This is a genomic window from Cupriavidus sp. FW306-01-F10A (assembly GCF_058782785.1).
Genome location: NZ_JBYSYA010000016.1, coordinates 89,923 through 106,646 on the forward strand (window position 1 = coordinate 89,923; position 16,724 = coordinate 106,646).

Sequence of the window (16,724 nt, forward strand, 5' to 3'; positions counted from 1 at the left end):
GTATGGCGTCACGCCTGTGACAGGAAGCGGATCACCGCGTGCGAGAACGCCTCGGGCAACTCCCAGTTGGACAAATGCGCGGCATTGAGCGCGAGGTATTCGGCGTCGGCAATGCCTTGCGCCAGCTCGCGGCCCTGTTCCGGCGTAGTGGCGGCATCCTGCACGCCCGCGATCACCAGCACGCGCGAGCGGATGCCTGGCAGCAGGCCGCGCAGGTCGGCATCGCGTACGGCGGCGCAGTTGGCGATATAGCCGTCGGGATCCGTGGGGGCGAGCATGGCGAGCACGGGCGCGATGTGCGCCGGATCGCCTGCCAGCGCGGCCGGCGTGAACCAGCGGGCCAGCACACCCTCGGCAATCGCCGCCATGCCCTCGTTGCGGACGCGCTCGATGCGCGTGTTCCAGCCGGACGCCGGGCCGATCAGCGCCGCGGTATTCGCCAGCACGAAGCGGCCGAAGCGTTCGGGATGATGGCGTGCCAGCCAGATGCCGGTCATGCCCCCCATCGACAGGCCGCAGAAGTGGGCGTGCTCGACACCGGCGTGGTCCATCACCGCCAGCACGTCGGCACCAAGCTCGGCCATGCCGAACGGCGCTGTCGGCACGCCGGAGGCGCCATGGCCGCGCGTGTCGTAGCGCAGCACGCGGAAGCGCTCCAGCAGCGCCGGCATCTGCGGGTCCCACATCGACAGGGTGGTTCCCAGTGAGTTGGACAGGACCAGCACCGGCGCGCCGGCCGGACCGTGGAGTTCATAGTGAAGGCGAAGCCCGTCGCGGGTGGCAAAGCGCATGACGTGGGCTCCCTCAGCGGATCGATGAAGGATGCGGCGCCAGCGGCGTGACGGCGATCTTCATGTACGGGAACAGCGGCAGCCCCGACAGCAGCGTGTGCAGTGCCTCGTTGGACTCGACGTCGAACACGCTGTAGTTGGCATACTCGCCGACCACGCGATAGAGCTGCTGCCATTTGCCCTGGCGCTGCAGGTCCTGCGCATAGGTTTTCTCGCGCGCCTTGATGTCCTCCGCCTGCGCGGTGGGCATGTCGTGCGGCAGATTTACGTCCATTCGTACCAGATACAGCATTGGTGTCTCCTCGCCTCGATTCTGATGGGGTCTGATTGCAGGGATTCAGGCGCGGTCGCGCCGGTAGTGGGCGAGCTTGTCCTCGTCCAGGGCCATGCCCAGGCCAGGGCCCTGCGGCAGGTGCAACGCGAAGTCGCGGTAGACGGGGCGCTCGGCCACGATGTCGTCCTTCAGCAGCAGCGGGCCGAACAGTTCGGTGCCCCACGCCAGTTGCGGCAGGGTCGCAAAGCCGTGGGCGGCGGCTATGGTGCCGATGCTACCTTCGAGCATGGTGCCGCCATACAGCGCGATGCCGGCCGCATCGCCCACCGCGGCCGTGCGCAGCATGCCGAAGATGCCGCCCGACTTGGCGATCTTCAGTGCGAACACGTCGGCGCCGCCGATGCGGGCCAGTTCCATCGCATCCTCGGGCCCGCACACGGCTTCGTCGGCCATGATGGGCACGACGAAGCGCGCCGCCAGACGCGCCAGCGCGGCGCGTTGTTCGCGAGGCGTGGGCTGCTCGATCAGATCGATGCCGGCGGACTCCAGCATGGCAATGCCGGTGGCGGCATCCGCTTCGTTCCAGGCCTGGTTGACGTCCACCGTGACGCGCGCCCGCTCGCCCAGCGCGCGCTTGATCGCGGATACGTGCGCCACGTCCTCGCGCACGCTGCGCCGGCCGATCTTGAGCTTGAAGGTGTCGTGGCGGCGCTCGGCAAGCAGGCGCTCCGCCTCGTCGATGTCCCGCGCGGTGTCGCCGCTGGCCAGCGTCCACAGCACCGGCAGGGTGTCGCGTACGGCGCCGCCCAGCAGTGTCGCCAGCGGCACGCCGAGACGCTTGCCCTGCGCGTCCAGCAGCGCGGTCTCGAGCGCCGACTTGGCGAAGCGGTTACCGCGTGCGACCTTGCCGAGGCGCGCCATGGCGCCATGCACGTTGGCCGCATCCTGGCCCAGCAGCGCTGGTGCAAGGTAGCTGTCGATGGTCAGCTTGATGCCTTCGGGGCTCTCGTCGCCGTAGGAAAGACCACCGATGGTGGTCGCCTCGCCGAGGCCTTCGACGCCGTCGGCACAGCGCAGCCGGACGATCACCAGCGTCTGCCGCTGCATGGTCGCCATGGCGAGCTGGTGCGGCCGGATGGTCGGAAGATCGACCAGGATGGCCTCGATGGACTCGATGGCCGTGGTGCTTTGCTGCGTCGCCACTTTCATACCTTCCTGATGCAGTTGAACGTTGCACCGGAGTATGGAGGGCTATTTTTTGGGTGTCCAACACCGTTGGCGTCTGATTCCATACCTTCAGAGTATGGACCGCCCGTTGATCCCTAATCCTTCGGCGGCGGCAGGTAGGCCATGCCCTCATCCTCGTAGAGCTGGTAGATCATGTCCCGCAGCGAGCGCAGGTCGGCCGACTCGTCCAGCATGCGCGTGCTCATGATAATGGGCGACACCAGCTTGGGATCGTCCAGTTCCTTGTAGGTCACGTCGCCCCGCTTGAGCCCGTAGACGCTGCTCGGGACCACCGAGATGCCTTCGCCCATCGCCACCAGCCCGAGTGCGATCTGCAGCTCGCGCACCTCGTGCAGGCGGCGCGGCTTCAGGGCGCGGTCGTGGAAGGCGGCCAGCACCTGGTCGGCAAAGCTCGGGCGCGGCGCCTTGGGGAAGATGATGAGCGGCTCGCCGACCAGGTCGTGCAGCGCGAGCTCGGGCTTGGCGTCAGCCAGCGGATGGCCGACCGGAAGCGCCACGATCATGCGCTCCTCGCGCAGCACCACGCGCCGCACCGACGGGTCTTCGTGGCGAATGCGCCCGAAGCCCACGTCGATGCGCCCCTCCTTGAGCGCCTTGATCTGGTCCATGGTCGACATCTCGTGCAGGCTCAGTTCGAGATCGGCGTGCATCTGCCGGAAGCGCCGGATGATCCGCGGCAGCATCCCGTACAGCGTGGAGCCGACAAAGCCGACCGACATCTTGTGCTCGATCTTGCCGACCCGCTTGGTCATCGCCTGCAGTTCCGCGGTCTGGGCCAGCAGTTGCAGCGCGTGGGTATAGAAGAAGCGCCCGGTGTCGGTCAGTTTCAGCGGGCGCGAGTGGCGCTCGAAGAGTTGCACACCCAGGTCGTCCTCCAGTTGCTGGATCTGGCGCGACAGCGGCGGCTGTGCGATATGCAGCCGCTCGGCCGCCCGGGTGAAGTTGCGTTCCTCTGCCACGGCCACGAAGTAACGCAGGTGCCGCAATTCCACGACTATACCTCCTGAGTATCAAGCGGATACTAAATCAGTGTTGGACTGCCAAAACTGGCGTTGACTATGCTCCATCCATACCCGGAAGACAAGCTCAATACCTGCAAAGCATGGTCCGGGACCCAACCACAACTATGGAGACCCCCATGACTCACTCGGAAATCGACGCCCTGGTCCACAGCTTTATCGTCGCCACCGGCACGCAAGGCACCCCCGACCCGCGCGTGCAGCAGGTGGTAGTCCGCCTGACCGCGGACCTGTTCAAGGCAATCGAGGACCTCGACCTGAGCGCCAGCGAAGTCTGGAAGGGCATCGAGTACTTCGCCGAGGCGGGCGCCACCCAGGAGTTGGGCCTGCTCGCCGCCGGCCTGGGGCTGGAACGCTTCCTCGACGTCCGCGCCGACGAGGCCGAAGCCCGCGCCGGCCTGACCGGCGGCACGCCGCGCACCATCGAAGGCCCGCTCTACGTGGCCGGCGCCCCGGAAAGCACCGGCTTCGCCCGGCTCGACGACGGTAGCGACGACGGCAAGGGCGAGGTCCTGTTCATGCAAGGCACGGTGTTCGGCGCCGACGGCAAGCCGCTGCCCGGCGCCAGGGTCGAGGTGTGGCACGCCAACCTGATGGGCAACTATTCGTTCTTCGACAAGACCCAGTCGCACTTCAACCTGCGCCGCACCATCGTCACCGACGCCAATGGCCGCTACCAGTTCCGCAGCAACGTGCCCAACGGCTACGGCTGCCCGCCGCAAGGCACCACCCAGGGCCTGCTGGACCAGCTCGCGCGCCACGGACGGCGCCCGGCCCACATCCACTTCTTCGTGTCGGCGGACGGCCACCGCAAGCTGACCACGCAGATCAACATCGACGGCGACGAATACCTGTGGGATGACTTCGCCTTCGCCAGCCGCGAGGGGCTGGTGCCGGCGGTGACCCGCGTCACCGAAGCCGCAGCGCTCGACAAACACGGCGTGGACAAGCCGTTTGCCTCGATCGACTTCGATTTCCGGCTGCTGCCGGAGCAGGCCGGCGCCCCCGCCGCCGAGGTGGAGCGCCAGCGCGCCGCCGCCTGATTTTCCGTAGTGCCGCCCGCCGCGCGGGCCGGCAGATCCAGTCCGGGCGGCAGCGCCATGCGCAGGGCCGTCCAGCAGACAAGACATCGGCAGGAGACAACTCCATGATCCCCATCTATCCGGAGGGCAAGGCCCCCGTTCGCCCCAGCGCCGGGCGCCTCGACCTCGACGCCTTCCTGGTGGAAGACAAGGCAAGCGGCGACCACCGGCTGCACCGCGCGGCCTTCACCGACGAAGACCTGTTCGAACTCGAGATGAAGCACATCTTCGAGGGCAACTGGATCTACCTGGCGCACGAAAGCCAGATCCCGAACAACAACGATTACTACACCACCCATATTGGCCGCCAGCCGGTGGTGATCGCGCGCAACCGCCAGGGCGAAGTGAACGCTTTCATCAATGCCTGCAGCCACCGCGGCGCCATGCTGTGCCGCCACAAGCGCGGCAACAAGGCCACTTATACCTGCCCGTTCCACGGCTGGACCTTCAACAACAGCGGCAAGCTGCTGAAGGTGAAGGATCCCGAGAACGCCGGCTATCCCGACTGCTTCAACAAGGAAGGCTCGCACGACCTGAAGAAGGTGGCGCGCTTCGAGAACTACCGCGGCTTCCTGTTCGGCAGCCTGAACGCGGACGTGCCGCCGCTGCAGGACTTCCTCGGCGAAGCGGCGCGCGTCATCGACATGATCGTCGACCAGTCGGCCGACGGGCTTGAGGTGCTGCGCGGCTCGTCCACCTACACGTTCGAGGGCAACTGGAAGCTGCAGGCCGAGAACGGCGCCGATGGCTACCATGTGTCGGCGGTGCACTGGAACTACGCCGCGACCACCAGCCAGCGCAAGCAGAAGAATGCGCAGGAAGACAAGATCCGCGCCATGGACGCCGGCAAGTGGGGGCAGCAGGGCGGCGGCTTCTACGCCTTCGAGCATGGCCACATGCTGCTGTGGACGCGCTGGGCCAATCCGGAGGACCGCCCCAACTTCAGCCGCCGCGAGGAATTCGCCGAGCGCTGCGGCGCGGAGACCGCGGACTGGATGATCCAGAACTCGCGCAACCTGTGCCTCTATCCCAACGTCTACCTGATGGACCAGTTCGGCTCGCAGATCCGCCTGCTGCGTCCGCTGGCCGTCGACAAGACCGAGGTCACCATCTACTGCATCGCGCCGAAGGGCGAATCCGACGAGGCGCGCGCGCGCCGCATCCGCCAGTACGAGGACTTCTTCAACGTCAGCGGCATGGCCACCCCGGACGACCTCGAGGAATTCCGCGCCTGCCAGCAGGGCTACGCCGGGCAGGCGCTGGCCTGGAACGACATGTGCCGCGGCGCGAAACACTGGATCGACGGTGCCGACGAAGCCGCGCAGCGCATCGGACTCAAGCCCGTGATGAGCGGGGTGCGTACCGAGGACGAGGGCCTCTACACGGTGCAGCACCGCTACTGGCTGGACGTGATGAAGAAGGCCGTGGCAGAGCAATCCGCCGAAGCCGCGAATGAAGCCACCGACGCCGCCGCAGGGAGCGCAGCATGAGCGCCGCCGACACCACCCTCGACAAACCGGTCGACCTTGCCGCCATCCAGTCCTTCCTGTACCGCGAGGCACGGCTGCTGGATGACGAAGAGTGGGACGCATGGCTTGCGTGCTACCACGCCGACGCAAAGTTCTGGATGCCCTGCTGGGATGACGACGGCAAGCTGATCACCGACCCGCAGCGCGAGGTCTCGCTGATCTATTACCCGACCCGACAGGGCCTGGAGGATCGCGTGTTCCGCATCAAGACCGAGCGCTCCAGCGCCACCATTCCGGACACGCGCACCAGCCACAACCTGAGCAACGTCGAAGTGCTCGGGGTGGCGGGCGACACCTGCACCGTGCGTTTCAACTGGCACACGCTGAGCCATCGCTACCAGACCACTTACAGCTACTTCGGCATGTCGCGCTACACCCTCGACCTCTCCGGCGGGCAGCCGCGCATCCTGGACAAGTATGTCGTGCTCAAGAACGACTACATCAACCAGGTCATCGACATCTATCACATCTGATCCAGGCTGGAGGAACGCGCCATGGAACACACCATTGCCCTGCAATTCGAAGACGGCGTCACCAGGTTCATCACCTGCGGCGAGCACGAGACCTTGTCCGATGCCGCCTATCGCCAGCAGATCAATATCCCGCTGGACTGCCGCGACGGCGCCTGCGGCACCTGCCGCGGGCTGTGCGAGTCGGGCAGCTATGACCTGCCGGCGTCGAGCTATATCGAGGATGCACTGACCGCGGAGGAAGCTGCCGAGGGCTACGTGCTGGCCTGCCAGACCCGTCCGCGATCGGACTGCGTGATCCGCGTGCCCGCCTCGTCAGCCGCATGCAAGACCGGCGTCACCACCTACCAGGGGACGCTGGCCGAGCTCGAACAGCTCTCCGATTCGACCATCGGCTTTTCCATCGACCTGGACGAGGCCGCTGGCCTGGACTTCCTGCCCGGCCAGTATGTCAATGTCGAGATCCCGGGCACCGGCCAGACGCGCTCCTATTCCTTCAGCTCCGCGCCCGGCAGCGCGCGCACCGGCTTCGTGGTGCGCAACGTGCCGGAAGGCCGGATGAGCACGTGGCTGACCAGCCGGGCCAGATCAGGCGAGCGCGTGGCGTTTTCGGGCCCCTACGGCAGCTTCTACCTGCGCGAGGTGGCGCGGCCGGTGCTGTTCCTGGCCGGCGGCACCGGCATCGCTCCCTTCCTGTCGATGCTCGATGTGCTGGCCGCCAGCGGCTGTGCGCAGCCGGTGCGCATGGTCTACGGGGTCACCAACGACATCGACCTGGTGGCGCTGTCGCGCATCAATGCGGCCCAGGGTGCCTTGCCCGGCTTCGAATACCGTACCTGCGTGGCTGACGCTGCCAGCAACCACGCCCGCAAGGGCTATGTCACAGCCCATGTGGAGCCGGAATGGCTCAACGGCGGTGATGTCGACATCTACCTGTGTGGCCCCGTGGCCATGGTGGAGGCCGTGCGCGGCTGGCTGCAGCAGAGCGGCATCACGCCCGCCGGCTTCTACTATGAGAAGTTCTCGGCCAGCAACGCGGCATGAGCGAGGAGCACGACAACATGAGAACTGCTACACGCTTTGCCGGCAAAGCCATGATCGTGACCGGGGCCGCACAAGGCATCGGCCGCGGCGTCGCACTGGCCGCCGCCGCCGAGGGCGCCTCGGTGGCGCTGGTCGACCGCTCGGCGCTGGTCGATGAAGTCGCGGCGCAGATCGTCGCCGCAGGCGGGCAGGCCATCGCAGTGCACGCCGACCTGGAGCGCTATGCCGGCGCCACGCAAATGGCGCAGGCGGCCGAAGCAGCCTTCGGCCGCATCGACATCCTCGTCAACAACGTGGGCGGCACAATCTGGGCCAAGCCCTTCCAGGCCTATGAGGAGGACCAGATCGAAGCCGAGATCCGGCGCTCGCTGTTCCCCACGCTGTGGTGCTGCCGGGCGGTGCTGCCCGGCATGGTCGCGCGCCGGCAGGGCGTCATCGTCAACGTGTCGTCGATTGCCACGCGCAGCATCCACCGTGTGCCCTACGCGGCGGCCAAGGGCGGCGTCAACGCACTGACGGCCAGCCTCGCCTTCGAGCATGCGCACGAAGGCGTGCGCGTCAACGCAGTGGCCACCGGCGGCACCGAGGCACCGCCGCGCAGGATCCCGCGCAACATGGCAGCGCAGAGCGAGCAGGAGGCCATCTGGTACCAGGCCATCGTCGACCAGACCAGGGCCTCGAGCCTGATGCACCGCTATGGCACGATCGACGAGCAGGTCCATGCCATCCTGTTTCTCGCATCGGACGAGGCTTCTTACATTACCGGCACGGTCTTGCCAGTTGGCGGCGGGGATCAGGGCTGACGGTGGCATCGATTGGAGCGCAGTCCAACCGGCGAGGGACTGCAGCGTGTTGCATTGTTCGGCTTACAGCTTACATTGGCAGATAGGAGTCAGATCATGAGCAAGCCCTCGATCATTCTGGTGCACGGCTTCTGGGGAGGTGCCGCGCATTGGGGAAAGGTCATCGTTGAACTGGCGCGAAAGGGGTATACGAACGTCCGCGCCGTTGAAATGCCGCTGACATCGCTTGCTGACGATGTCGAGCGTACCCGCAAGATGATTGCCCAGCAAAAAGGGCCAGTCCTTCTGGTGGGGCATTCGTACGGTGGTGCGGTGATTACCCAGGCGGGTGACCAGCCCAATGTGGTGGGGCTTGTGTATATCGCGGCGTTTGCGCCAGAAGCGGGGGAGAGTCCCGGTGGCATTACTCAGCAGCATCTTCCGGTTGCGGCTCCCAATCTCGAACCCGACAGCGACGGCTACTTGTGGCTCAAGTCCGATATGTTCCATGAGAGCTTCTGCCAGGATCTTTCGCCCGACGACGCGCTGGTGATGGCGGTGACGCAGAAGGCGCCGCTTGCAAGCACCTTCGGCGGCGTCATCACGGCGCCGGCCTGGAGAAAGAAGCCGTCCTGGTACCAGATTTCCAGCGAAGACAGAATGATCGCCCCCGAAAACCAGCTGAAGATGTCAGCCCGGCTCAATCCCCGGAAGGTCATGACTCTGGCGGCAAGCCATGCTTCGCTGGCTTCGAAGCCAGTCGAGGTTGCAGCGTTGATCGACGAAGCCGCGACCGACTCGGTCAAGGGATAACTCCCTGAACGCCGGCGCCCGCCGGGCCAGGCTGGGCAGTGCGCCGAACAGCGGAAAGCTGCGCGGGAATCAAGGGGAGCCCCCCGGCTACAGCATCGCTGAATGCAAATGATGCGGATTGTCGAGCGTCTCCGCGATGATCCGCAGCGACTCCTCGATCTCATCACGCTCGCCCGGGCCGCCCAGGCAGACGCGGATCGCATCGGGCGGGTTGCCGTCGGTCGAGAAAGCGGCGGCCGATACCGCGCCGATGCCGCGCGAGCGCAGGTGCAGCGCCAGTTCCGACGGGCTCCACGCTGAAGCTGCCGGGATCGGCAGCCACAGGTGAAAGCCTTCCGGGTCTGCGTCATAGGCCAGGCCCTCAAGCACATGGCGCGCAATCAACTGCCGCGCCGCGCTTTCGGCGCGGATGGCCTTGAGCATGTCGTCTACCGTTCCGTCCTTGATCCAGGATGTAGCGAGCAGTGTGTTGATGGGGCTCGCCATCACCGTCGTTGCCCGCAGGGTGCCAGCAAGGCGCTGCGCCTGCCGGGCGGTGGGGGCGTGCAGGAACGCTATGCGCAACCCGGCGCCCAGGCATTTGGACAGGCCGGTGACGTAATACGTGAGTTCCGGGGCGAGCGCGGCAAACGTCCGCGGTGCCCGCAGCGGCAGCATGCCGTAGGCATCGTCCTCGATGATCGGCACGCTGTAGCGCAGCGCGACTTCGGCGAGCTGCTCGCGGCGTGCCTGCGGCATGGTGCGCGTGCTCGGGTTCTGGATGGTCGGGTTGCAATAGAGCGCCGCCGGCTTCTGTGTCTTGCACATGGCTTCGAAGGCGTGGGCGAACGGGCCATCCTCGTCGCCGGGCAGCGCCTGTAGCTGGATATTGAGCTGCGCGGCGATGGCCTTGATGCCGGGGTAGGCCAGCGCGTCGGCACAGATGGTCTGCGCCGGGCGCGCGAGCTGCGACAGCAGTGCGACCAGCGCGCTGTGGATGCCGGGCGTGACCAGCACGGTGTCCGCGCTGCATGCCGGCACCCAGCTGCGCAGCCATTTCGCGGCGACGGAGCGATCGGCCGGGGATCCGCCAAAGTCCTGGTAGCGCAGCAGCGAGTAGGGGTCGGCGGCCTCCAGCAGTTGCGCCATGGCGTCACGAAGCCGCCCCGTCATCGCGGGCGGCTCCGGCGGCATGTTCATGGTCATCTCCGCACCCGTGCCGCCGCGCAGCGGCATCGCGGGCGCACGTCCGCGCACGTAAGTGCCACTTCCTGTCTTGGTGTCGATCAATCCCCGCTTCCTCGCTTCGCTGTAGGCGCGCGCCACGGTGGTGTAGTTCAGTTGCAGCGCTTCGGCCAGGTCGCGCAGCGCCGGCAACCGGTCGCGTGCGCGCAGCTGGCCATCGGCCAGCGCCTCCTCGATCAGGTCCGGAATCAGCAGATAGGCAGGCTTGGCACTACCGGCGATACGTTTTAACCAATGGCTGGTCAGGTTGGACACCATGGTCTCCCGCTGCGCGATGCGATGGAATTCAGTGCCCTGAGGGTAGCACTCGAATGATCGCTTACCAAGCCACGCAGGCGATCGCATCTGAAGTTCTCAATGATGGTGCGATATCAACGCTCATGCACCACGTGTGCGCACCCGGGCGGCTTGCTCCCGTTCAAAAACGTGCATTGTGGCAAAGCCGTCATGGCGTGCGCTGTGCGCCTTTGGTGGCATCCATGGCCAAAGCCGTTGCGATCATTGGGCCGATCATTTGGTCGCCATCGCTTTGATTGGAGATTGATCGCATGACTGCGGACATTGCGTGGCACATCGGTTGCGGATGTTGGCGTGTTCGGCCTGGCGCCGAACGGTCGATCGGCATGGGATCGATCGACCGCACTGCCTCATCAACGCAACGGAGAGAAGCATGCCTGCTGTCAGCAAACCGGCCCACAAGAAGGGCGATTTCCTGGTCGACTATGAAGAGAAGGTATTCGAGGACGTAAAGGCAGAAGCCGGCGAGAAGGCGCTGGTGACATTCCACACCGTCGCCTTCGAAGGCTCGATCGGCTTCGTCAACATGCTGCAAGCCACGCGGCTGCTGCGCAAGGGCTTCGAGACCTCGATTCTGCTGTATGGCCCCGGCGTCAACCTCGGCGTTCAGCGCGGCTTCCCGACGCTCGGCGATGAGGCGTTTCCGGGCCACATGAACTTCAACAAGCAGCTCACCAAGTTCATGGAAGAGGGCGGCAAGGTCTACGCCTGCCGCTTCGCCCTGCAGGCCCTGTACGGCCACGGCGAAGCCTCGCTGATCGAGGGCATTCGCCCGATCAGTCCGCTCGATGTGCTCGACCTCAAGCTGCTGCATCGCAAGGAGAACGCGCTGATCATCGACACCTGGACGGTCTGAGCAAAAGGGCAGGTGCCACCATGTCACAGAAACCCATTGTGCGCGCGGCCGCGGTTCAGATCGCGCCCGACCTCGAGAGCGGCGAAGGCACGCTGGCCAAGGTCTGCGAGGCGATCGACGAGGCCGCCGGGAAAGGCGTGCAGCTGATCGTCTTCCCGGAGACCTTCGTGCCGTACTACCCGTACTTCTCCTTCGTACGGCCGCCGGTGCACTCCGGCAGCGACCACATGCGGCTGTACGAGCAGGCCGTGGTGGTGCCCGGCCCGGTTACCGATGCCGTCGCCGGGCGCGCACGCCGGCACGGCATGGTCGTGGTGCTCGGCGTGAACGAGCGCGACCACGGCAGCCTGTACAACACGCAGCTTATCTTCGACACCGAGGGCAATCTCGCGGTCAAGCGCCGCAAGATCACGCCCACCTTCCACGAACGGATGATCTGGGGGCAGGGCGATGCGGCCGGCCTGAAGGTCGCGGACACGGCAATCGGCCGCGTCGGCGCGCTGGCGTGCTGGGAGCACTACAACCCGCTGGCCCGCTATGCGCTGATGACCCAGCACGAGGAAATCCACTGCAGCCAGTTCCCAGGCTCGCTGGTCGGGCCGATCTTTGCCGAGCAGATCGAAGTCACGATCCGGCACCACGCGCTGGAATCCGGCTGCTTCGTCGTCAACGCCACCGGCTGGCTGACCGAAGCGCAGATCGCCTCTGTGACCACCGATCCGGCGCTGCAGAAGGCGCTGCGCGGCGGCTGCAACACCGCAATCATCTCGCCGGAGGGGCAGCACCTGGCGCCGCCGTTGCGCGAGGGTGAGGGCATGGTCATTGCCGACCTTGACATGTCGCTCATCACCAAGCGCAAGCGAATGATGGATTCGGTGGGCCACTACGCGCGCCCGGAACTGCTAAGCCTGGCCATCAATGAGCGGCCGGCGGTGACGGCAGTGCCGATGGCAGGCGCCTTCTCCAACTTCCATGGGAGCATCCGCGATGACATCCAGCGCGACCGTGCCGGCTTCGAGCCGGCAATTGATGACTGAGCTGCAGTCCGTCGGGCTGCGCCTGGAAGACCCGAATGCCGGCGCGGCCAGCCGCCGCGGCGGGGCGGGTCCGTCCGACCACAAGGCGGTCACCATCGACGGCGTGACCATCATGGTGCCGGTGCATACCAGCACGGCGTGGCACTCGCCGTTCGTGGCGCAGGCGCCCGACGGAACGGGGCGCAGCGCGCTGATGCGCGGAACCATCCCGATTGCCAGCATCAGCTTTCCGAAGGCGCCGCGTTTCCATGCGCTGCAGACCCTGGAGGGCATTCCGTACTCGCATATCGCCACGCTGCATGGCGCCGACGTGCTGGCCACGACCGTCCTGCAGACCTGCATCCGGTACGAGAGCCGCAAGAAGACCTGCAAGTTCTGCTCGATCGGCCAGTCGCTGGCGGCAGGCCGTACGGTGGCGCGCAAGACGCCCGAGCAACTGGCCGAAGTGGCACGCGCCGCGGTGCTGCTCGATGGCGTCAGGCATATGGTGCTGACCACCGGCACGCCGCCGACGCCGGACCGGGGTGCGGCTATTCTTTGCGAGAGCGCCTTCGCCATCAAGGCGGCGGTCGACCTGCCGATCCAGGCGCAGTGCGAGCCGCCCGACGACGACCGCTGGTTCGAGCGCATGAAGGCCGCCGGCATCGACGCGCTCGGCATGCACCTCGAGGTCGTCACGCCGGCGCTGCGCGAACGCATCATGCCGGGCAAGGCGTCGGTGCCGCTGAGCCGCTACATGGAAGCCTTCAAGGCTGCCGTTGCCGTGTTCGGCAGGGGGCAGGTCAGCACCTACATCCTCGCGGGACTCGGCGACACCGCGGAAGCCATCCTGGCGATCTCGCGCGAGCTGATCGAACTCGGGGTGTATCCGTTCGTGGTGCCTTTCGTGCCGATCTCCGGCACGCCGCTGGAGGACCACCCGGCTCCCTCGCCGGCCTTCATGCAGTCGATCCTGCAGCCGCTCGGCGCCATGTTGGGCGCCGCCGGCATGCGCTCGTCCGATATCAAGGCGGGTTGCGGCAAGTGCGGCGCGTGCTCGTCGCTGGCCACCTACGAGCACGAGGCGGCACTGGCGAGCGACGGAGCAACATTATGAAAGGCAATCTCTGCGTCGAGATGCCGGGCATCCCGATGTTCCGCATCCGCTGGGCGGAGCACGTCTGGGAGGCGGAGCAGGCCTATCGCTTGCGCCAGGCCGTGTTCTGCGAGGAGCAGGGCATCTTCGCTGGCGACGACCGGGACGCGGTGGACGACGTGGCGCAACTGCTGGTGGCGGTGCGCTTCGAGCCGGAGTTGCCGGGCCATCCCGGCACCGTGGTCGGCACCGTGCGCATCCATGAAAGCGAGCCGGGCGTGTGGTTCGGCTCGCGCCTGGCGGTGGATGCGGCATACCGCAGCCAGGGCAATATCGGCGCGACGCTGATCCGCCTGGCGGTGAGCAGCGCCCACGCGATCGGATGCCGGCGCTTCCTTGCGCACGTGCAGAGTCAGAACGTGCCCTTGTTCAGGCGCTTGCATTGGCACGTCCTGGCAGAGGAGACGCTGCTCGGGCGGCCGCACCACCTGATGCAGGCAGATCTGAACCATTACCCGCCTTGCCATACCCCGCACGCGGGCCTGATTACCGAAGGCAGGGCCATGCGATGAACCTCGATGATCTCGTACACACGCTGCGCAGCAGCCGCGGCTTTGCGCATAAGACCGATATCCCGGCCATGTTGTCGCCGCTTGGCGCCGCGGCCGCCGGACGCAATGCAGCCATGGCTGTCGATGTCGGCGACGACTGCGCGGCATGGCGGGATGGCGACGGCTACCTGCTGTTCGCCATCGAAGGACTGGTCAGCGATTTCATCCGCACGATGCCGTGGTTCGCCGGCTACAGCGCGGTCATGGTGAACGTCAGCGATATCTATGCGATGGGCGGCAGGCCGACGGCCGTGGTCGATGCGCTATGGAGCCATGGCGCCGCCGACGCCGCCGAAGTGCTCAAGGGCATGGCCGCGGCGTCCGTCGCCTATGGCGTGCCGATCGTCGGCGGTCACAGCAACGCGCGCAGCGAGCAAAGCCAGCTTGCGGTGGCCATCCTCGGCCGTGCGCGCAAGCTGCTGTCGAGCTTCGCCGCGCGTCCCGGCCAGCGCCTATTGATGGCGGTGGACCTGCGCGGCGCATTCGCGGAGCCGTACCCGTTCTGGAACGCGTCGACGGGCGCACCGGGCGAACGACTGCGCGCGGATCTCGAACTCTTGCCGGTGCTGGCCGAAGACGGCCTTTGCGCGGCGGCCAAGGACATCAGCATGGCGGGTGCGCTCGGCACCACGCTGATGCTGCTCGAATGCTCCGGGGTGGGCGCCAGCATCGCGCTGAAGCGCATTCCCAGGCCCGCTGGCGTGCCGCTGGAGCGGTGGCTGACGGCATTCCCCAGCTATGGCTTCCTGCTGGCAGTCGATGACGACGAGGCGCAGGCGGTCGAACGCCGCTTCCTCGATCGCGGCATTGCCTGCGCCCAGATCGGCGCCATCGACGATTCCCGTGTCGCCACGCTCACGCACGCAGGCGAACGGGCCACGTTGTGGGACTTCCGCGAGGCGGGGTTCATCCTGCCGACGCGCCTGGCCACGCCGATCGATTCCCCAACCTGAGACCTGCCATGCCGGTTACCCATTTCCGCATCCGCTGGCCTGACCAGACCGAGATGGCCTGCTATTCCCCATCCTCCATCGTCACGAAGCATTTTGCCGCCGGGACGGCGTATCCGCTGGACGAGTTCGTCGAGCGCGCGCGTACCGCGCTGGGCGCCGCTTCCGAGCGGGTGTGTGCCAGGTACGGCTACGCCTGCTCCTCCGCGATGGACCAGCTCCGCATCCTGGAAATCGCTGCGCAGCGGTTCCAGGGTCAGGAGGACGCCACCGTCCAGTTTCTTGGCTTTGGCAGCTAGCCGATTTCCAAATTCCTCGCCTCAAAGGATCCAACATGTCCCACGTCATCAACACCAATCCGGGCCAGGCCGCAGAGCCCAGGCACTACGGCGTCATCATTGTCGGCGGCGGCCAGGCCGGACTATCGATGAGCTACTTCCTGAAGCAGGCCGGCATCGATCATCTGCTCATCGAGAAGCACACGGTCACGCACACCTGGCGCACGCAACGCTGGGATGCGTTCTGCCTGGTGACGCCGAACTGGCAATGCGCGCTGCCGGGCTATCCCTACCAGGGTGACGAGCCGCACGGCTTCATGAAGAAGGATGAGATCGCGGCCTATCTCGATGGCTTTATCCGGACGGTCGGCGCGCCGGTGCTCGAGCATACCGAGGTGCGGCAAGTGAAGGCGCGCGCGCTGGGGGGATTTTCCGTGGTGACGAGCCAGGGCGCATTCACCGCGGACCAGGTGGTGGTGGCCTCGGGCGGTTATCACACGCCGATCGTGCCGCGCATGGCCGAGCGCTTGCCGGCGTCGATCCGGCAGCTGCAATCGTCCGAATACAGGAATCCCGAGTCGCTGCCAGACGGTGCGGTGCTCGTGGTCGGCTCTGGCCAGTCGGGCGCGCAGATTGCGGAAGATCTGCATCTGGCCGGCCGCAAGGTGTATCTCGCCGTCGGCGAGGCGCCGCGTTGCGCGCGCTTCTATCGCGGGCGGGACGTCGTGGACTGGCTCGCGGACATGAAGTACTACGATCTGCCCGTCACCGAGCATCCGCTGCGCGAGGGCGTGCGCGACAACACCAATCACTACGTCACCGGGCGCGACGGCGGCCGCGATATCGACCTGCGCAAATTCGCCACCGAGGGCATGGAGCTCTACGGCGTGCTCGACGACTACCTCGACGGCCGACTGCGTTTTGCGCCGGACCTTCGTCACAACCTGGACGACGCCGATGCGACCTACAACCGCATCAACGCGAGCATTGACAAGTTCATCGCGGAGCGGGGCATCGAGGCACCGCCGCCGAGCGTCTATGAGCCCATGTGGACGCCCCCGGCCGAGCGCACCGAACTGGATCTCCAGGCAGCCGGCATTGGTTCGATCATCTGGTGCATCGGCTTCCGACCGGATTTCAGCTGGCTCGAAGTGCCGGTGTTCAACGGCCGCGGTTATCCGGGTCACGAACGCGGCGTGACCGCACACGCCGGCCTGTACTTCCTTGGCCTGCCCTGGCTGCACACGTGGGGGTCGGGGCGATTCTCCGGCATCGCCCGCGACGCCGAGTACCTGGCCGCCCTGATCGCCGCAGGCCGGGGCGACACCGCGCTGGCCGCCTGAC

General features: G+C 66.4%; 18 protein-coding genes. 13 read left to right on the plus strand and 5 right to left on the minus strand.

The window, feature by feature from the left end; all coding sequences use genetic code 11:
• Positions 1-8: 8 nt before the first annotated feature.
• The 4 genes from pcaD to AC3WLF_RS21915 form a co-directional block, all read right to left on the minus strand.
• A complete protein-coding gene (pcaD, locus tag AC3WLF_RS21900; RefSeq protein WP_492317816.1) occupies positions 9-791 on the minus strand; it encodes a 3-oxoadipate enol-lactonase in 783 nt (260 codons plus the stop codon).
• A gap of 13 nt (positions 792-804) precedes the next feature.
• Entirely contained in the window at positions 805-1,083 is a 279-nt protein-coding gene (gene catC / locus AC3WLF_RS21905) for a muconolactone Delta-isomerase (protein WP_492317815.1), read from the minus strand.
• A gap of 45 nt (positions 1,084-1,128) precedes the next feature.
• Positions 1,129-2,274 carry a muconate/chloromuconate family cycloisomerase gene (locus AC3WLF_RS21910; protein WP_492317814.1) on the minus strand — a complete coding sequence of 382 codons (1,146 nt, stop codon included), beginning with the start codon at positions 2,272-2,274 and terminating at the stop codon, positions 1,129-1,131.
• Between the two features lie 113 nt (positions 2,275-2,387).
• Positions 2,388-3,305: a LysR family transcriptional regulator gene (locus AC3WLF_RS21915; protein ID WP_492317813.1), complete on the minus strand. Its 918-nt coding sequence runs from the start codon at positions 3,303-3,305 to the stop codon at positions 2,388-2,390.
• Positions 3,306-3,451: 146 nt separating this feature from the next.
• Here AC3WLF_RS21915 and catA point away from each other — a divergent pair, with 146 nt between their 5' ends.
• The 6 genes from catA to AC3WLF_RS21945 all read left to right on the plus strand — a co-directional run bounded on the left by catA (position 3,452) and on the right by AC3WLF_RS21945 (position 9,052).
• Complete coding sequence (gene catA / locus AC3WLF_RS21920; RefSeq protein ID WP_492317812.1) at positions 3,452-4,375, plus strand: catechol 1,2-dioxygenase; 924 nt, start codon at positions 3,452-3,454, stop codon at positions 4,373-4,375.
• A 104-nt stretch (positions 4,376-4,479) separates the two neighbouring features.
• Positions 4,480-5,904, plus strand: a complete 1,425-nt coding sequence (benA, locus tag AC3WLF_RS21925; protein ID WP_492351121.1) for a benzoate 1,2-dioxygenase large subunit — start codon at positions 4,480-4,482, stop codon at positions 5,902-5,904.
• Positions 5,901-6,416: a benzoate 1,2-dioxygenase small subunit gene (gene benB, locus AC3WLF_RS21930; RefSeq protein ID WP_492317810.1), complete on the plus strand. Its 516-nt coding sequence runs from the start codon at positions 5,901-5,903 to the stop codon at positions 6,414-6,416. Before benA ends, benB begins: the two co-directional genes overlap by 4 nt.
• 21 nt (positions 6,417-6,437) lie before the next feature.
• On the plus strand, positions 6,438-7,457 hold the full coding sequence (gene benC / locus AC3WLF_RS21935) for a benzoate 1,2-dioxygenase electron transfer component BenC (protein ID WP_492317809.1): 1,020 nt from the start codon (positions 6,438-6,440) through the stop codon (positions 7,455-7,457).
• Positions 7,458-7,474: 17 nt separating this feature from the next.
• The gene (locus AC3WLF_RS21940; RefSeq protein WP_492317808.1) at positions 7,475-8,260 is read left to right on the plus strand and encodes a 1,6-dihydroxycyclohexa-2,4-diene-1-carboxylate dehydrogenase; all 786 of its coding nucleotides are present in this window, start codon (positions 7,475-7,477) and stop codon (positions 8,258-8,260) included.
• A gap of 96 nt (positions 8,261-8,356) precedes the next feature.
• A complete protein-coding gene (locus tag AC3WLF_RS21945; protein ID WP_492317807.1) occupies positions 8,357-9,052 on the plus strand; it encodes an alpha/beta hydrolase in 696 nt (231 codons plus the stop codon).
• A gap of 87 nt (positions 9,053-9,139) precedes the next feature.
• On the opposite strand, the gene AC3WLF_RS21950 is transcribed toward AC3WLF_RS21945, so the two are convergent.
• On the minus strand, positions 9,140-10,531 hold the full coding sequence (locus tag AC3WLF_RS21950) for an aminotransferase-like domain-containing protein (protein ID WP_492317942.1): 1,392 nt from the start codon (positions 10,529-10,531) through the stop codon (positions 9,140-9,142).
• A 415-nt stretch (positions 10,532-10,946) separates the two neighbouring features.
• Here AC3WLF_RS21950 and AC3WLF_RS21955 point away from each other — a divergent pair, with 415 nt between their 5' ends.
• From AC3WLF_RS21955 to AC3WLF_RS21985, 7 genes are read left to right on the plus strand one after another with little or no spacing between them, the layout of a single operon-like run.
• On the plus strand, positions 10,947-11,429 hold the full coding sequence (locus AC3WLF_RS21955; protein ID WP_456806965.1) for an MSMEG_0572/Sll0783 family nitrogen starvation response protein: 483 nt from the start codon (positions 10,947-10,949) through the stop codon (positions 11,427-11,429).
• 20 nt (positions 11,430-11,449) lie between these two features.
• The gene (locus AC3WLF_RS21960) at positions 11,450-12,466 is read left to right on the plus strand and encodes a Nit6803 family nitrilase (RefSeq protein WP_492317806.1); all 1,017 of its coding nucleotides are present in this window, start codon (positions 11,450-11,452) and stop codon (positions 12,464-12,466) included.
• Positions 12,459-13,562 (plus strand): MSMEG_0568 family radical SAM protein, encoded by a 1,104-nt coding sequence (locus tag AC3WLF_RS21965; protein WP_492358830.1) that lies wholly within the window; start codon positions 12,459-12,461, stop codon positions 13,560-13,562. The genes AC3WLF_RS21960 and AC3WLF_RS21965 overlap by 8 nt, the downstream gene beginning before the upstream one ends.
• Positions 13,559-14,113 (plus strand): MSMEG_0567/Sll0786 family nitrogen starvation N-acetyltransferase, encoded by a 555-nt coding sequence (locus tag AC3WLF_RS21970; protein ID WP_492358831.1) that lies wholly within the window; start codon positions 13,559-13,561, stop codon positions 14,111-14,113. Before AC3WLF_RS21965 ends, AC3WLF_RS21970 begins: the two co-directional genes overlap by 4 nt.
• Positions 14,110-15,105: a sll0787 family AIR synthase-like protein gene (locus AC3WLF_RS21975; protein WP_492317803.1), complete on the plus strand. Its 996-nt coding sequence runs from the start codon at positions 14,110-14,112 to the stop codon at positions 15,103-15,105. The genes AC3WLF_RS21970 and AC3WLF_RS21975 overlap by 4 nt, the downstream gene beginning before the upstream one ends.
• 8 nt (positions 15,106-15,113) lie before the next feature.
• Positions 15,114-15,401: an MSMEG_0570 family nitrogen starvation response protein gene (locus tag AC3WLF_RS21980; protein ID WP_492356844.1), complete on the plus strand. Its 288-nt coding sequence runs from the start codon at positions 15,114-15,116 to the stop codon at positions 15,399-15,401.
• Between the two features lie 35 nt (positions 15,402-15,436).
• Positions 15,437-16,723 carry an MSMEG_0569 family flavin-dependent oxidoreductase gene (locus AC3WLF_RS21985; RefSeq protein ID WP_492317801.1) on the plus strand — a complete coding sequence of 429 codons (1,287 nt, stop codon included), beginning with the start codon at positions 15,437-15,439 and terminating at the stop codon, positions 16,721-16,723.
• Position 16,724 lies beyond the last annotated feature (1 nt).

Bases quoted from the DNA above. Each gene is read 5' to 3' on its own strand.
- pcaD (WP_492317816.1), bottom strand. From the start codon at position 791: ATGCGCTTTGCCACCCGCGACGGGCTTCGCCTTCACTATGAACTCCAC.
- catC (WP_492317815.1), bottom strand. From the start codon at position 1,083: ATGCTGTATCTGGTACGAATGGACGTAAATCTGCCGCACGACATGCCC.
- AC3WLF_RS21910 (WP_492317814.1), bottom strand. From the start codon at position 2,274: ATGAAAGTGGCGACGCAGCAAAGCACCACGGCCATCGAGTCCATCGAG.
- catA (WP_492317812.1), top strand. From the start codon at position 3,452: ATGACTCACTCGGAAATCGACGCCCTGGTCCACAGCTTTATCGTCGCC.
- benA (WP_492351121.1), top strand. From the start codon at position 4,480: ATGATCCCCATCTATCCGGAGGGCAAGGCCCCCGTTCGCCCCAGCGCC.
- benB (WP_492317810.1), top strand. From the start codon at position 5,901: ATGAGCGCCGCCGACACCACCCTCGACAAACCGGTCGACCTTGCCGCC.
- benC (WP_492317809.1), top strand. From the start codon at position 6,438: ATGGAACACACCATTGCCCTGCAATTCGAAGACGGCGTCACCAGGTTC.
- AC3WLF_RS21940 (WP_492317808.1), top strand. From the start codon at position 7,475: ATGAGAACTGCTACACGCTTTGCCGGCAAAGCCATGATCGTGACCGGG.
- AC3WLF_RS21945 (WP_492317807.1), top strand. From the start codon at position 8,357: ATGAGCAAGCCCTCGATCATTCTGGTGCACGGCTTCTGGGGAGGTGCC.
- AC3WLF_RS21955 (WP_456806965.1), top strand. From the start codon at position 10,947: ATGCCTGCTGTCAGCAAACCGGCCCACAAGAAGGGCGATTTCCTGGTC.
- AC3WLF_RS21960 (WP_492317806.1), top strand. From the start codon at position 11,450: ATGTCACAGAAACCCATTGTGCGCGCGGCCGCGGTTCAGATCGCGCCC.
- AC3WLF_RS21965 (WP_492358830.1), top strand. From the start codon at position 12,459: ATGACTGAGCTGCAGTCCGTCGGGCTGCGCCTGGAAGACCCGAATGCC.
- AC3WLF_RS21970 (WP_492358831.1), top strand. From the start codon at position 13,559: ATGAAAGGCAATCTCTGCGTCGAGATGCCGGGCATCCCGATGTTCCGC.
- AC3WLF_RS21975 (WP_492317803.1), top strand. From the start codon at position 14,110: ATGAACCTCGATGATCTCGTACACACGCTGCGCAGCAGCCGCGGCTTT.
- AC3WLF_RS21980 (WP_492356844.1), top strand. From the start codon at position 15,114: ATGCCGGTTACCCATTTCCGCATCCGCTGGCCTGACCAGACCGAGATG.
- AC3WLF_RS21985 (WP_492317801.1), top strand. From the start codon at position 15,437: ATGTCCCACGTCATCAACACCAATCCGGGCCAGGCCGCAGAGCCCAGG.